The organism is Candidatus Solirubrobacter pratensis (assembly GCF_000425945.1).
GTDB classification, from domain to species: Bacteria; Actinomycetota; Thermoleophilia; order Solirubrobacterales; family Solirubrobacteraceae; genus Solirubrobacter; species Solirubrobacter pratensis.
The window spans coordinates 173,928-188,245 of record NZ_AUEK01000012.1; the positions used below are offsets into that span (position 1 = coordinate 173,928).

Below are 14,318 nucleotides of genomic sequence, written 5' to 3' on the forward strand. Positions count from 1 at the left end.
CTACACCCGGCGCGGCGACTCATAGAGCGGGACTAGACGAAGCCCTTCAGCCGTCGGCCGAGCGCAGGGCGCCGCGCGGAGCTCGCCGGCGTCGGTGCGACCAGCACGTCGCTGAGCGCTCCCGTGACGAACGCGTACAGCGCCTTGTGAGAGAGGTCGATCATCAGCTCGTCGCGCGGCCACGTCCACGGCGGCGCGCCTGCGCCCGTGAGGTTCTCGAGCGTCTGATCGAAGCTGAGCCGCAGGTTGGTGTGCATCAGCGACGCGAACGGGCCGCGGAGGTTCGCGGCCGACATGACGCCTCGCAGCGCGCCGCCGGCGGCACCCGCCGCATAGTGCATCGCCCAGTTGCGCACCAGGCGGTCGGCATCCGGGTCCGGGAGGCCGAGCAGCCGCGCGAGCGTGTGCGCGGGTACGTAGGAGTCGGGGCGATGAGTGACGAGCTGCTCAGCTTTCGACGCCGCCGCCATGGCCGCGGCGCCGCCGAGGCCGGAGAGCGCGCCGAGCGCAGCGCCCTTGCCGACCGCGGAGAGGTGTCGGGAGGGGGACATGGACCTGCGCTACCCCGATCGCGCGCGCCGGCAGCGGGACCTACGCGTGCCGGCGGAGCCGGGGCATGGACTCCACGGGCGCGATCCAGGTCGGTGGCGGCCGCCGAGGCCTCGCTCCTCACGTTCGATCGGCCGGCGCCCGGTGTGGGTAGGAGCCCGGTATGGAGCCCACGCCAGTGAAGAAGGCGGTCAACCGCGTCAAGGCATCGATCGAGCAGCGCCGCGGACCCGTGGAGAAGGACCAGAGAGCGGCGCCGATCGCGGACGCGGTCGGCGCGTACTGGGAGCGCGACACGCTGACGTTCGGCATCCCCGCGCACAACGGCGGCCGCGGGCCGCTGCCCGAGGTGGCCAAGTGGGCGGGGCTGGACGCCGTCCGCACCGACGTGTCGATGAGCCATGGCGTGGACACGCGCGACCGCGCGTGGCAGGTGCAGTCGACGGCGCAGCAGCTGTTCGCGGAGGCCGTGGGAGCCAAGCAGGTGCTGTTCTCGACCAACGGCTCCTCGATGAACGTGCACGTGGCGGTCATGACGGTCGCCGGACCAGGCGACACGCTCGTGCTCGCCCGCAACGGCCACAAGTCCGCGTTCGCCTCACTCGTCCTCTCCGGCGCGCGGCCGATCTATGTCGACCCGTACTACGACGAGCAGCTCGAGATCGCGCTCGGGCCGCTGCCCGCCGACTTCGCCGCGATCCTCGACGCGCACCCGGAGGCGCGGGCCGGGCTCGTGTTCACCCCGAGCTACTACGGCACCAGCGCCGACGTCCGCGCGCTCGCGGACGCCTGCCACGAGCGCGGCATCCCGCTGGTGACCGACGACGCGTGGGCGCTCGACTACGCCTTCGCCGACCACCCCGCCCTGCCGGAGGGCGCGCTCGCCCAAGGCTCCGACCTGGCGATCGGCTCGGTCCACAAGACGCTCAGCGGCCTGGCGCAGACGTCCGTGCTGTCGATCGGCTCGGATCGCATCGACAGCGAGCGGCTGCAGCTCTGCTTCGAGCTGGAGGAGTCCACCAGCGCCTCGACGCTGCTGCTGTCGAGCATCGATGGCGCGCGGCGCCAGTTCGTGCGCGAGGGGCGCGAACTGCTCGACCGCGCGGTGAAGGCGGCGCGACTGCTGCGCGAGCGGCTCGCCGCCGAGGTGCCCGAGCTGCGCGTGATCGGCGTCGACGAGCTCGCCTCGCGGCCCGGGGTGACCGGCGTCGACCCCACGCACGTCCTGATCGAGACCGCCCCGGTCGGGCTGACCGGCTACCAGGCCGACGACTGGCTGCGCGACGAGCGCCACGTCGACGTCGAGCTCGTCGACCACCGCCGCATCATGCCGCTCGTCTCGTTCGCCCACGGCGAGCAGGAGATCGACCGGCTCGTGAGCGCGCTGCGCGACCTCGTCGATGAGCACGGCGAGCCCGGCTCGGACACCGACGTCGCGCGGCTGCCCAGCCGGCGCGAGCTGCGAACCGAGCAGGCGATGCTCCCGCGCGACGCGGTCTTCGCCGCCACCGAGGCCGTCAAGCCGCGCCAGGCGGCGGGGCGGATCAGCGCCGAGCTGATCACGCCGTACCCACCGGGCATCCCGGCGATCGCGCCGGGCGAGCTGATCGACGAGCCGCTGATCGCCTACCTCGAGGAGATCGTCGCCAACGGCGCCTTCCTCGAGGGCGCGGCCGATGCGAGCCTCGGCAGCTTCCGCGTCGTGACGGAGTAGCGCCTGGCCGCGTTCGGTCGCTAGCCGCGCCTGCCGTCGAGCCAGAGCGACAGCGCCATCAGCCCCCAGAGCTGGCGGGACATGTCCTCCCTCCCGGCGGCGTGGCGCTCGAGCACCTGGCCGGCGGCCGTGGCGTCGAGAACGCTCTGGGCGCGCAGTCGCGCCGGGGAGAGCACCTCGCGCGCGAACGGCAGCAGCGGGCCGCGCAGCCAGGCTGCGGCGGGGATCGAGAAGCCGCGCTTGCGGCCGTGGACTACCTGTCGCGGGAGCAGCGGCGCGACGGCGCGGCGCAGCAGACGCTTCTTGGCGAGGCCGCGGACCTTGTCGCGCGTGCGCAGCGCGAGCGCGAGCTCAGCCACGTGCGCGTCGAGGAACGGAACGCGCGCCTCGAGCGAGTGCGCCATGCTCATGCGGTCCGTCTTGAGCAGCAGGTCGTCGACGAGGTAGATCCCGAGGTCGAGGTCCTGCAGCCGCGCGAGCGGCGCTGCCCCCTCGGTCTCGGCCCAGCGCGCTCGGTGCGCGGCCAAGGGGTCGCCGCCTGCGGCGCCGAGCAGCGCGCGCCGCTGCTCGGCGCCGAAGATCTCCTTGAACCCCTGGTGCGCCTCGAGCGGCGGAAGGTGGGCGGCGCGCGTGAAGCGCTTGAGCTTGTAGTCGAGTGGCACGCGGCCGTTGCCGGACGGCAGCCGCTCGACGACCGGTGAGAGCGCCCGGGCGGCGCGGCCGAAGCGCGCCGCGAGCAGCCCGGCGGCGTAGGTCTCGTAGCCGCCGAAGAGCTCGTCGCCCCCCTCCCCTGACAGGACCACCTTGACGTGGCCGGCGGCCAGCCGGGAGACGAGGTACGTAGGGAGCGCCGACGAGTCGCCGAGCGGCTCGTCACAGGCGGCGGCGATCACGGGCAGCAGCTCGGCGGCATCCGGCCCGACCACGAGCTCGTGGTGGTCGGTGCCGTAGCTGCGCGCGACCAGGCGCGCACGCTCGAGCTCGTCGAAGGAGCGCTCCCGGAAGCCGATCGAGAACGTCTGCACCGGCTGCCCGCTCTCCTGGGCGGCGAGCGCGGTGAGCGCCGAGGAGTCGATCCCGCCCGAGAGCAGGACGCCGACCGGGACGTCGGCCACCAGGTGCGCCCGAACGCTGTCGCGCAACCGGGCGCGCAGCTCGGCCGCGAGGACGTCGCCCGGCTCGGACCGCACCATGCTCACCGGACGCGGCCGGCACCAGCGCGCGATCTCGACCCGCCCATCCTCCGCGTCCCACGTCAGCCAGTGGCCGGCCGGCAGCTTGCGCGCCGCCGCGTAGGCGGTCATCGGCGCGGGAATCGAGTTGAAGGCGAGGTAGGCCTCGAGCGCGACCGGGTCCAGCTCGCGCGGGAAGCCGGGAGCGAGCGCCAGCGCCGAGAGCTCGGACGCGAACGCGAGGCCGCCGTCGCGCAGGCGGGCGTGGAACAGCGGCTTGATCCCGAAGCGGTCGCGGGCCAGCACCAGGCGGCGGGCGCGGGCGTCCCACAGCGCGATCGCGAACATGCCGCGCAGCTGCTCGAACGCGGCGAGGCCGTCCTGCTCATAGAGGTGGCCGATGACCTCGGTGTCGCAGCGCGTCCGGAAGCGGTGCCCGCGCGCCTCGAGAACGCGGCGCAGCGCGGCGTGGTTGTAGATCTCGCCGTTCTGCACGACGGTGACGGCGCCGTCTTCTGTGGCGATCGGCTGGTCGCCGTGCTCGAGGTCGATGATCGCCAGCCGGCGCGCGTCGAGCGCGACCGGCCCGAGGGCCGCCTCGCCGTGCGCATCGGGTCCCCGGTGCGCAAGCGCCGCGCTCATCGCGCGCAGTGCGCCCGCGTCGACCGCCCCGGTCGCGGCGATGCCGCAGATCCCGCACATCGCGCTAGACGTACGGGCGGGGACGGGCCAGCCGGCCGAGTACGAGCCCGAGCGTCTGCGCGAGGATCGTCAGGTACAGCCGGACGGAGCGGTCGGCGATGAACTCGAGGTCGTGCACCAGCTTCTCGGCCCATGTCATCTCGCGCGAGAGGCGCAGCTGCGCGAGGCCGGTGATCCCCGGCCGCACCACCAGCCGCTGCCAGTAGGCCGGGATGCCGTAGCAGAGGTCCAGGAAGAACGCCGGCCGAATCGGACGCGGACCGACGAGGCTCATGTCGCCGCGCAGCACGTTGTAGAGCTGCGGCAGCTCGTCGAGCTTGGCCGCCCGCAGGCGTCGCCCGACGCGCGTCATCTCGCTCGCGGTCAGCTGGTCGAGCTCCCCGCCGAGGCGGCGACCGAGGCGCTGCTCAGCTCCAGGGCGCAGCGTGCGGAACTTGTACATCATGAAGATCCGCCCGGCGCGGCCCACCCGCTCGCCGCGGTAGAGCACCGGGCGGCCCGAGGCGCGCACCGCCAGCGCGCAGAGCGCCAGCAGCGGCGCCGCCACGGCCAGGGCGACCGCCGAGATGACGAGATCGAGGGCGCGCAGCGCGCGATCGACCGGGCGCTTCTCGAACTCGTGCGCCATCCGCGCATACCGGCTGACGATCGAGTCCTCGGCCGCCAGCCGGCGATCGGCCGCCTCCGTGGCGGGATCGGCGCCGATCAGGTTCATGCGGCCGCCCCGAGGATGAGATCGGCGAGCACGCCCGGATCGCGCCGATGCAGCTGCGGAGCCCCGGGCGGCCGCTTGACGAGCTCCAGCGCGCGCGGATCGCTCAGCGGCCGCAGCCGCCCCTGCCTGACCAGCGCCTCGTCGACGCCGCCGAGCCGGCCGCCGTACGTCGTGTAGACGGGCGTGCCGAGCGCGACCGCCTCGCGGTTCATCGTGCCGCCCGCCGACACCACGAGATCGGCGAACGCGATCAGGCTCTGCGCGTCGACCGCGCCGTCTGGGACCACGAGCGACGGCAGGCGCAGCGCCCGCACCGTCAGCCGCTGCAGCTCCGTGCGCGGGATGACGACCGCCTGCACGTCCTCACGCCGGCCGAGCGACTCCAGCAACGCCGGAAACAGCTTGTTGGACCGCCGGTGATACAGCGACACATCCGGCGGCGGGCGCAGCACCACAAGAACCCGCTCGCGCTCGACGCCCAGCTGGTCGAGCACACCGACATCGGGCTCGAAGTCGGCGAGGTAGTACTCCTCCTTGAGACCCGGATACTGGCGCAACTTCGCCGGCTCCACGCCGTAGCGCCGCAGCCGGGCCGCAGGGATCATGTCGGGCGTCAGCACTCGCCGCGCGAGCCGGCAGCCGATCTGGTGCTGGGTCGTCGCCCACTCGTAGTCGAACGCGTTGACCTCCGGCACGCGCAGCGCCTTCGCCGCCAGCGCGAGATCGTTGGAGCCGTGCGCCACCGCGAGATCGAACCGGCCCCGCCGCCCATACGCGATCATCGCGCTCGTCCGGCTCGCGAGCGCACCGAGCTTGCGCACACGCGAGGCGCCGCCGTGTTGCCCGATCGCCGTGTGGGCGATGCCGAACCGCTCCAGCAGCGGCAACGTCTGCGCGTAGTCGCGTGCAGTCACTCGCACCTCGTGTCCTGCGCGCCGCATCTGCGCGATCACCGGCCGGAACACGACCGGATGCGCCGGCGCGGTCATGTCGAACCACACCCTCATCCGTGCGCCCTACCCTCCGGAGGGGCCGCGCCAAGCGTCCTGCGACCACGGTGCACCCGCACACCGCCGCAGCTGCTGCGCGCCCGATGGCGCCGCGGCGTTTCCGCGCGGTGGACGGCCGCAACGACACGCGCTTAGAGTCGATCGCCAGCTGAGGATGTTCCCTCGGGCGCGCGTAGCCCGCAAGGGCGAGGGAGGGACACGATGAGTGACCATGGCCGGCGCAGCGACGAGGAGCGCGCCGCGAGGCGGGAGCTCGACCGCCGGGAGTTTCTGAAGTCCATCGGGATCGCAGCCGCCGGCGGCGTGATCGCCGATCTACGCATCTTCGACAGCATGGGCGCGGCGAGCATGGCCGGGGCCCGAGCGGGCCGGACGAGGCCGAACATCCTCGTGGTGCTCGTCGACGAGATGCGCTTCCCCACCGTCTTCCCGCAAGGCATCACCACACCGGCGGCATTCCTGCGCAAGTTCATGCCGAACGTGTACGAGCTCTGGCGCCACGGCGTGAAGTTCACGAACCACCACACGGCCGGCAACGCCTGCAGCCCGGCTCGGGCGGCGATCGCGACCGGCCTGTACCCGCATCAGGAATGGCTGCTGGCGACGCGCACCGCGGCCGGTCCTTCGCTGCAGACCGCCTTCCCGACGTACGGCAAGCTGCTGCGCCGCCTCGGCTATCGGACGCCGTACGTCGGCAAGTGGCACCTGTCGAACGCGCCGAGCGACGGGAGCACGGCGGGCTATCTGGAGGATTACGGCTTCGACGGGATGACCAACCCCGATCCGCTCGGACAGAACGGCGAAGGACAGGCGAAGGACGCCGGCATCGCCGGGCAGGCGGCGGCGTGGCTGCAGAACCAGAGTCCGGCCCGGCAGCCGTACTGCCTCACCGTCAGCTTCGTCAATCCGCATGACCGGCAGTTCTTCTGGGCCGGTACCGAGGGCACCGGCTACGAGCGCCTGTTCGCCGGGCAGGCGCTCAAGCCGTACATCACCAGCTTCTCGTCCGTCCCGGGCCAGGACGCTCCGCCGGCGCTCGGATACCCCGACGTGCCGCCCAACTGGGAGTCGGCCGCGACGCTTGAGGCGAACAAGCCGCCGAGCCAGATGCTCTTCCGCGCGTTCCAGCAACTCGTGTGGGGAGCGGCCAGCGATGACAGAGCGGCGAACGGCTTCGCCCTCGCTCCGTCCTCGAACCAGCCGATGCGCCTCGGCGTCGGCGTCGCACCCTTCAGCTATTGGAGCCGCGGACTCGACGAGTACACCTACGTGCTGACGATGGTCGACGAGCAGGTCGGTCGAGTGATCGCGAGCGTGCCGAAGCAGCAACTGCGCAACACGGTGATCGTGTTCGCGTCCGATCACGGGGAGTACGACGGAGCTCATGGCTTCCTCGCCGGCAAGCTCGGCACCGCGTACGACGAGGCCTGGCACATCCCGATGATCGTGGCCGATCCGAGCGGCCGGGTCACGGAGGCGATCGACAGGCCGCGAACGCAGCTGACGTCGAGCGTCGACTTCATGCCGATGCTCGTGACCCTGGGCAACGGCGGCAGCCGCTCGTGGATGAAGGGAAGCCTCCGTCAGATCTACTCCGAACGCCTCAACCTCGTGCGATTGCTGCGCGACCCGCGCGCCGCGGGGCGCGATCACGTGCTGTTCGCCACCGACGAGATCGTCCCGGTCGCGCTGAACGACATGCGTGCCCCCCTGCACCTCCTCGGGGTGCGGACTCGTGAGGCCAAGTTGTCCACGTACAGCCACTGGCACCGCGGCACGGCGGTTCCGGCTGCCGACGGCATGGCGCTCGAGTACTACGACTACAGCACCGAGGCGGGACGGGCGGAGATGCGCAGCACGCCGGAGGACCCGCAGGCCAAAGCGCTCGCAAGGAAGCTGTTCGACGAGTTCGTGCCGCGCGCAATGCAGGCACCGCTTCCCACAAGCTCGCTGCGTCAAGCGTCGCGACGGGGCCGCGAGAGCTATCTCGCCTTCGGCGCCCTGGCGAACGCCTACAGCGTCAAGCAGCTCATCGACGGCGAGAAGCTCAAGACGGTCCTGGGCTATGGCCTGCACATGTGATGCAGCGAGCGGGACGGGACGCTGTCAAGCTCGATGGTGAACGTCATCACGATCATCGCCCCGTCGCTCCGGTGCGACGATCTGAACACCGAAGACGTCCCGCTGGGCCTGATCGAGACCAGGACGTTCGGCTCGCGCGTGATCTACGAGCGCTACGGACGCGCCCGCGACGAGTCGGACCGACACCGCCGGCCTCCGTCCTTGCACACCTGCGGCGGGCTGTGCAGTTTGCCCGCCGGAACCGGCGTCTGGTCACCGTGTCGGCGCCCAGAGTTGCCGATACCGTGCCGCGCTGGGACGATTCGGCGAGGTGTGCGACCGTGCCGGCACGGCGGCGATCCATGACTTGGAAGGCGGCTCTCTGACCTGTCGCGATTCTGGTGGCCGCTGAGACTTCCCCAGACGACATCCTCACCAAGATCGCGGAGGAGGTCGGGCTGCTCCTGCGCGTCGAGGTCGTGGTCATCCACCGCTTCGAGTCCGACGGGGACGGCACCGTCGTGGCGCGCTGGGGCGAGCAGGTCGGCGACGCCTTCCCGGTCGGGCGGCGCGCGCGGCCGGATGGCAGGAGCGCGACCGCCGCGGTCTACCGGACGCAGCAGCCCGCTCGCTTCGAGCACTACGAGGCCGCCTCGGGCTCGATCGGCCTCGGCGCCCGCTCCTTGGGCGTCAGGACGGGGATCGCCAGTCCGATCCTCGTCGAGGGGCGCCTCTGGGGCGCGATCGCGGCGGGCACGACGCGGCTCGACCCGCTGCCCGCCGACGCGGAATCGCGCCTCGCCGGGTTCGCCGACCTGGCGGCGACGGCGATCGCGAGCGTCGAGGCGCGGGCGGAGATCCAGCGGCTGGCCGACGAGCAGGCGGCGCTTCGGCGGGTCGCGACCATGGTCGCCCAGGGACGTCCGCCGGATGAGGTCTTCGCGACCGTCGCCACCGAGGTGGGCCGGGTCGGCGGCGCCGAGACCGCGGTGATCCACCGCTTCGACCCGGACGGCCTGAGCACGATCGTCGCCAGCTACGGCCGGCTGCAGGATTCGTTCTGGGTCGGCAGCCGCTGGAGCATGGAGGGCCAGAGCGTCGCGGCAGGCGTCTATCGCACGGGCAAGCCCGCGCGCTTCGATCACTACGAGACCGCGGCCGGCTCGATCGGCGTGAGCGCTCACGACCTCGGCATCCGCTCGGGGGTCGCGAGCCCGATCGTGGTCAACGGGCGCCTGTGGGGCGCGATCGCGGCCGGGACGACCCGGCCGCGGCCCTTGCCGCCCGATGCCGAGCCGCGGATGGCCGCCTTCACGGAGCTGGCGGCGACGGCGATCGCCAACGTTCAGGCGCGCGCGGACCTCGCCGCCTCGCGCGCGCGGATCGTGCTCACCGCGGACGAGGAGCGCACCCGCGTGGCGCGCGATCTCCACGACGGCGCGCAGCAGCGCCTCGTGCACACCATCCTCGTGCTCAAGCTGGCCTCGAACACGCTGGAGCGCGACCCGCACGAGTCCGCCCCGCTCGTCGAGGAGGCCCTCCAACAGGCGCAGATCGCCATGGACGAGCTGCGCGAGCTCGCCCACGGCATCCTGCCGTCCGTCCTCACACGCGGCGGGCTGCGCGCTGCGGTCGACTCGATCGTCTCGCGGATGTCGATCCCGGTCGACGTCGACATCTCCGTCGGCCGGTGCGCTCGCGCGGTCGAGGCGACCGCGTACTTCGTGGTGGCCGAGGCGCTCACCAACGTCGCCAAGCATTCGCGAGCCAAGCGCGCCACGGTCAGCGCCCACCTGGACAACGGCATCCTGCAGCTCGAGGTGCGCGACGACGGGATCGGCGGCGCTCGCCGCGACGGCACCGGACTGGTCGGGCTCAGCGACCGGGTGGCGGCGTTCGAGGGCAGCCTCCGGGTCGTGAACCCGGCGCAGGGCGGCACCGTGGTCGAGGCGTCGATCCCGGTCCGCTGACGCTCACTCCAGCTCCGTAAGACGGAAGTCGACCGTCAGCGGCGCCTCGAGGTGCTGGAAGTCCAGCCACAGCGACCGCCCCGTGAGCGGGTCGATGTACTGGCGGAACTCGAGCCGCTCGTCGAGCACCAGCTGCGGCCCGAGCTCCGCGGCGGCCGGCACGCGGTAGGGCGCCGTCTCGCGCCAGTTGGAGCCGAGCGGGCCGAGCACCGCGCCCGACCCCGCGGCCTGCACGACGATCTCCTCGCCGTCGCGGCAGACGTTGAGCACGTCCCCCCACCGGTGCAGGATCTCGAGGTCGCGGACCTCGTAGTGGTCGCGGCGGTTGCGCAGATCGGCCAGCCGCGCTCGGCGTAGCTCGTCGCGGCGGGCCTCGGTCGCGGCGGCGTCATAGCCACCGTCGCCGGTCACGACCACGCCGTAGACGTCACGTGCCACGGCGGCGTCGGAGCTGCCCTCGTGCACGTTGGCGGCCACCAGCGCGGCATCCCGCTCGAGCGGGTCGCCGAAGCCGCCGCCGTTCTGCGTGACGTTGTTGATCACGTCGCCGCGCGTCATCGGGACGGTCTCCTTCGCCGACGGGATGCGGTGGGCACCCTGGAGATCGCGCATCTGCTCGTGCACGGCGCCGGCCGCCATGTCCGCCTGCCAGTCGGCGCCGGAGACGAGCTCGTAACGCGACGTGCCGCCGGGGTAGCCCCCGAAGAGCCCAACGCCCGTCGGGATCACCACTCCCTGCGCGATGCAGGTCGCGGTGACGGTGTCCGAGTCGTGCACGGCCAGCGCGAACTCGATGCCGTTGCCGCCGCGGTGCGCGCCCGCGCCGCCGGAGTCCTTGACCTCGCGCCGCCACAGGTAGAGCAGCGGCTGGTGGTTCTCATGCAGCTCGACGTCGTTGGAGCCGCCGCCGAGGATGATCAGCGAGCCGCCGGCCGAGACACCGTCGCGGTGCCGGAAGGCCGGCCCGCCCCAGCCCAGCGAGTCCATGATCATCGTCGCGAACGGCTCGCCGTACTGGTTGAGGCCGCCGAACTGGCTGAGCACCCACGACCCGTCGGGCGGCCCGAACGCGAAGTCCGCGTACTCGCTGGAGAACGCCAGCAGCTTCGCAAGGCAGCCGGCCGCCAGCGAGAGCGCGACCCACGAGCCCGACACCGAGCCCGCCGAGATCGGCGCCGGCTCCTCTGCGCTCACGCAGGTGTTCGGCGGGATCTCGAGCGAGACCGGCCGCATCAACCCCGCGTTCCACTGCAGCGCCGAGCCGAACACGCCGAGGATCGCGCACCCGACAGCGCCGTAGGTCGCCGAGCGCGAGGCGTTGCCGGTGCCGACGATCGAGGGGCTCGAGCCCGCGAAGTCGAACACCAGCTCCTGGCCGCGCTTGCGCAGCGTGCAGTCGACGCGGTAGAGGTTGTTGGCGTGGCCGTCGTGGTCGATGTACCCGGCGGTCTGGAAATCGCCATCCGGCAGGCGGCCCAGCGCGTAGCGCATGCCGTCCTCGGTCAGAGCGATCGTCCGCTCGATCGTGTCGAGCACCGCGTCGCCGCCGTATTGCCTGCACGTCTCTTCCAGCCGCGCCTGGGCCACCCGGTGCGACGAGAGGAAGGCCGAGAAGTCGTTGGCCACCATCGAGGGCATACGGGAGTTGGCGAGGATCGTGTCCCACAGCGCGCGGTTGACCTTGCCGGCATCGACGATCCGGTTGATCGGGACGCGGATGCCCTCCTGGTAGACCTCGGTCGCGGTCGGGCACCACGAGCCTGGATTCATGCCCCCGAGATCCATCACGTGGGCCATGCAGCCCGTCCACGCCCGGACCTCGCCCTCATGGAAGAACGGCGAGACGAACTGCACGTCGGACTGATGGATGCCGGCGACGAACGGGTCGTTGGTGATGAACACGTCGCCGGCGCGGATGTCGTCGCCGAAGCGGCTGATGACCTCCTTGACGAATAGCTGCATCGTGTAGATCGGCAGCATGTAGAACACGCCCGACACGGCGAGATCGCCGTTGCGCGCGTAGATCGCGAAGTTGTAGTCCGTGGCGTGGACCACGGGCGACCCGGACGCGTGCACGATCGTCGTCGAGCCCTCGTCGTTGATGGACCACAACCGGTGCCTGATCACCTCGTAGGTGATGGAGTCGAGCGTGCGCGCGTCGGTGATGCTCATCGCGATCCCTCCGCCTCGAGGAAGACGTTGCGGTTGGCGTCCACCGACGCGACCTGATCGACCCCGACGACGATCGTCGTGTCGGGGAGCTCGACGATCGCCGGGCCGGAGAACGTGCTGTCGAGCCGCAGCGCGGTCTCGTCGTAGATTGCGGCGTCGTGCCAGCCGCCGCCCAGGTACACCGGCCGCCGCCGCGGCTCGTGTACGCCGGCGCCGTCGTGCGGGGCGCCGGCCGCCAGGCTGGGCTTCGCGAGCCGGCCGGTCATCACCACCCGCCAGGTGACCATCTCGACCCCGGCGGCGGTGAAGGCCGAGCCCTCGCCGAAGCGCAGCTCGTAGTTCTCGATGAAGCGCGCGACCAGCGCGTCGAGGCCGTCCGCGGTGATCGGCCGCGCCGGGATCTCGACGGTCAGCTCGTGGATCTGGAAGCGGAAGCGCATGTCCACGAACGCCGTCGTCTCGATCTCGCCCGGCGGCACGGATTGCGCGCTCATCGTCTCGCGTGCGTCGCGCTCGAGCGCATCGAGCACGGAGTTCACCGCGCCCGCGTCCACGTACCCGGAGGCGCCTTCGCTGCCGGGCGGCGTGAAGAAGGACCGCGTCTGTGCGCGCGTGATGACGAGGTCGGAGGCCAGGATGCCGTAGGCCGAGTGCACCGAGGCCGTGACGGGGACGATCAGGCGTTTGACGCCGAGCTCGGCGCCGTAGGCGTGCGCGTGCACGGGCCCGGCGCCGCCGAAGGCGAGCAGCACGAACTCGCGCGGGTCGAAGCCCTTGTGGATCGTGACGCTGCGGACGAGGTCGGCCATCTTGGAGTCCACGATCCGCTTGATCCCGGCCGCCGCGTCCTCGACCGACAGGCCGAGCGGCCCGGCGATCCGCTCCCGGATGGCGTGGCGGGCGCGCTCGGGATCGAGCCGGATGCGGCCGCCGAGGAAGTTCTCGGGGTTGATCAGGCCGAGGACGACGTCGGCGTCGGTGACCGTGGGCTCGGTCCCGCCCTCTCCGTAGCAGGCGGGGCCGGGAACCGCCCCGGCGCTCTCCGGCCCGACCGTCAGCAGCCCGTTGCCGGCGCGGGCGATGCTGCCGCCGCCGGCGCCGATCGTCGCGATCGCGACCGAAGGCGTGGCGATGGGCTGGTTCGCCATCACGGTCGAGGCTTGGATCAGCGGCCGGCCGTCGACGACCATCCCGACGTCGAAGCTCGTCCCCCCCATGTCGGTCGTGATGACGTTGCGCTCGCCGAGCTGCTCGCCGACGAACCGTGAGCCGACGACGCCGCCGACCGGTCCCGAGAGCAGGATGCTGACCGGCTCGTCCGCCACCTGCGCGACGGCGCCGACGCCGCCGTTGGAGAGCATCAGCAGCGGCGGGGACGACAGGCCGGCGTCCTGCAGCTCGCGATGCATGGCGCGGGTCGAGCGCGCGACGTCGGGGCCGAGGAAGGCGTTGACCACCGCGGTCACCGTGCGCTCGTACTCGTTGATCCTGGGCAGCAGGTCGCTGGAGGCGGTGACGAACGCGTCCGGCGCCTCCTCGAGCACGATCTGCTTGACCCGCTGCTCGTGCTCGGGATGCTTGAACGACCACAGCAGGGAGACGACGAACGCCTCGGCGCCCTCGTCGAGCAGCTCCCGGACGGCCGTGCGGGCGGCGTCCTCGTCGAGCGGCCGCAGCACCTGCCCCTTGTAATCCACCCGCTCGGAGACCTCGCGCGTGAGCCGGCGCTCGACGAACGGTCGCGGCTTGACGAGGTGGCGGAAGTTCTTCAGCGCCGCCTCGTCCATCCCGAACGCCTTCCACGCGCGCGAGACGAACAGGGTGTCGCCGAAGCCCGCGGTGTGCAGCGTCCCGACCGTCGCTCCCCGGCGCTGCAGCAGTCCGTTGGTGGCCACGGTGGTGCCCTGGCTGAACAGCTTGACGGCGCGCATGAACTCCGAGAGGCCGAGTCCTCGCTCCTGGCCGGCCAGCTCGCACGTGGCCAGGACGCCGCCGACGAGGTTGCCCGGGGTGCTCGCCGCCTTGTAGCGATGCAGCACTCCGGACGCGTCGCTGACGACGGTGTCGGTGAACGTGCCACCGACGTCCGAGGCGACGTAGAAACCGTCCGCTACGAGCTCGCCCATGGCCTCTCCTCCTCATCCCTTGCCCGTCGCACAACGGGCCGGTCCGCGACTCTAGGTCATCGGCGAGCGCATCTCTCGAGGGGTTAACACGTTCGGGCCACCAACGTCGGGATCAGCCCCCGCGATC

9 protein-coding genes are annotated in these 14,318 nt (G+C 71.9%); 3 read left to right on the forward strand and 6 right to left on the reverse strand.

The features are described from left to right. Positions 1–32 precede the first annotated feature (32 nt). A complete protein-coding gene (locus H958_RS38730; protein ID WP_051324531.1) occupies positions 33–551 on the reverse strand; it encodes a hypothetical protein in 519 nt (172 codons plus the stop codon). Positions 552–712: 161 nt separating this feature from the next. Here H958_RS38730 and H958_RS0119370 point away from each other — a divergent pair, with 161 nt between their 5' ends. Beyond that, on the forward strand, positions 713–2,263 hold the full coding sequence (locus tag H958_RS0119370; RefSeq protein ID WP_051324532.1) for an aminotransferase class I/II-fold pyridoxal phosphate-dependent enzyme: 1,551 nt from the start codon (positions 713–715) through the stop codon (positions 2,261–2,263). 20 nt (positions 2,264–2,283) lie between these two features. On the opposite strand, the gene asnB is transcribed toward H958_RS0119370, so the two are convergent. From asnB to H958_RS0119385, 3 genes are read right to left on the reverse strand one after another with little or no spacing between them, the layout of a single operon-like run. Beyond that, positions 2,284–4,137 carry an asparagine synthase (glutamine-hydrolyzing) gene (gene asnB / locus H958_RS0119375; RefSeq protein WP_028059875.1) on the reverse strand — a complete coding sequence of 618 codons (1,854 nt, stop codon included), beginning with the start codon at positions 4,135–4,137 and terminating at the stop codon, positions 2,284–2,286. A 4-nt stretch (positions 4,138–4,141) separates the two neighbouring features. After that, positions 4,142–4,852, reverse strand: a complete 711-nt coding sequence (locus tag H958_RS38735; protein WP_051324533.1) for a sugar transferase — start codon at positions 4,850–4,852, stop codon at positions 4,142–4,144. Continuing rightward, positions 4,849–5,859, reverse strand: a complete 1,011-nt coding sequence (locus H958_RS0119385; protein WP_028059876.1) for a DUF354 domain-containing protein — start codon at positions 5,857–5,859, stop codon at positions 4,849–4,851. Before H958_RS0119385 ends, H958_RS38735 begins: the two co-directional genes overlap by 4 nt. 204 nt (positions 5,860–6,063) lie before the next feature. Here H958_RS0119385 and H958_RS0119390 point away from each other — a divergent pair, with 204 nt between their 5' ends. Together H958_RS0119390 and H958_RS0119395 are read left to right on the forward strand one after the other, a co-directional pair. Beyond that, entirely contained in the window at positions 6,064–7,944 is a 1,881-nt protein-coding gene (locus H958_RS0119390) for a sulfatase-like hydrolase/transferase (protein ID WP_028059877.1), read from the forward strand. A gap of 380 nt (positions 7,945–8,324) precedes the next feature. After that, positions 8,325–9,893, forward strand: coding sequence for a sensor histidine kinase (locus tag H958_RS0119395; RefSeq protein ID WP_051324534.1), 1,569 nt, complete (start codon positions 8,325–8,327; stop codon positions 9,891–9,893). A 3-nt stretch (positions 9,894–9,896) separates the two neighbouring features. Here H958_RS0119395 and H958_RS38745 read toward each other — a convergent pair whose 3' ends face one another. Beyond that, positions 9,897–12,065 carry a hydantoinase B/oxoprolinase family protein gene (locus H958_RS38745; RefSeq protein ID WP_051324535.1) on the reverse strand — a complete coding sequence of 723 codons (2,169 nt, stop codon included), beginning with the start codon at positions 12,063–12,065 and terminating at the stop codon, positions 9,897–9,899. Continuing rightward, positions 12,062–14,191, reverse strand: coding sequence for a hydantoinase/oxoprolinase family protein (locus tag H958_RS0119405; RefSeq protein WP_028059879.1), 2,130 nt, complete (start codon positions 14,189–14,191; stop codon positions 12,062–12,064). The genes H958_RS38745 and H958_RS0119405 overlap by 4 nt, the downstream gene beginning before the upstream one ends. Between the last annotated feature and the right edge of the window lie 127 nt (positions 14,192–14,318).

Bases quoted from the DNA above. Each gene is read 5' to 3' on its own strand.
- H958_RS0119390 (WP_028059877.1), top strand. From the start codon at position 6,064: ATGAGTGACCATGGCCGGCGCAGCGACGAGGAGCGCGCCGCGAGGCGG.
- H958_RS38745 (WP_051324535.1), bottom strand. From the start codon at position 12,065: ATGAGCATCACCGACGCGCGCACGCTCGACTCCATCACCTACGAGGTG.
- H958_RS0119370 (WP_051324532.1), top strand. From the start codon at position 713: ATGGAGCCCACGCCAGTGAAGAAGGCGGTCAACCGCGTCAAGGCATCG.
- H958_RS0119405 (WP_028059879.1), bottom strand. From the start codon at position 14,191: ATGGGCGAGCTCGTAGCGGACGGTTTCTACGTCGCCTCGGACGTCGGT.
- H958_RS38735 (WP_051324533.1), bottom strand. From the start codon at position 4,852: ATGAACCTGATCGGCGCCGATCCCGCCACGGAGGCGGCCGATCGCCGG.
- asnB (WP_028059875.1), bottom strand. From the start codon at position 4,137: ATGTGCGGGATCTGCGGCATCGCCGCGACCGGGGCGGTCGACGCGGGC.
- H958_RS38730 (WP_051324531.1), bottom strand. From the start codon at position 551: ATGTCCCCCTCCCGACACCTCTCCGCGGTCGGCAAGGGCGCTGCGCTC.
- H958_RS0119385 (WP_028059876.1), bottom strand. From the start codon at position 5,859: ATGAGGGTGTGGTTCGACATGACCGCGCCGGCGCATCCGGTCGTGTTC.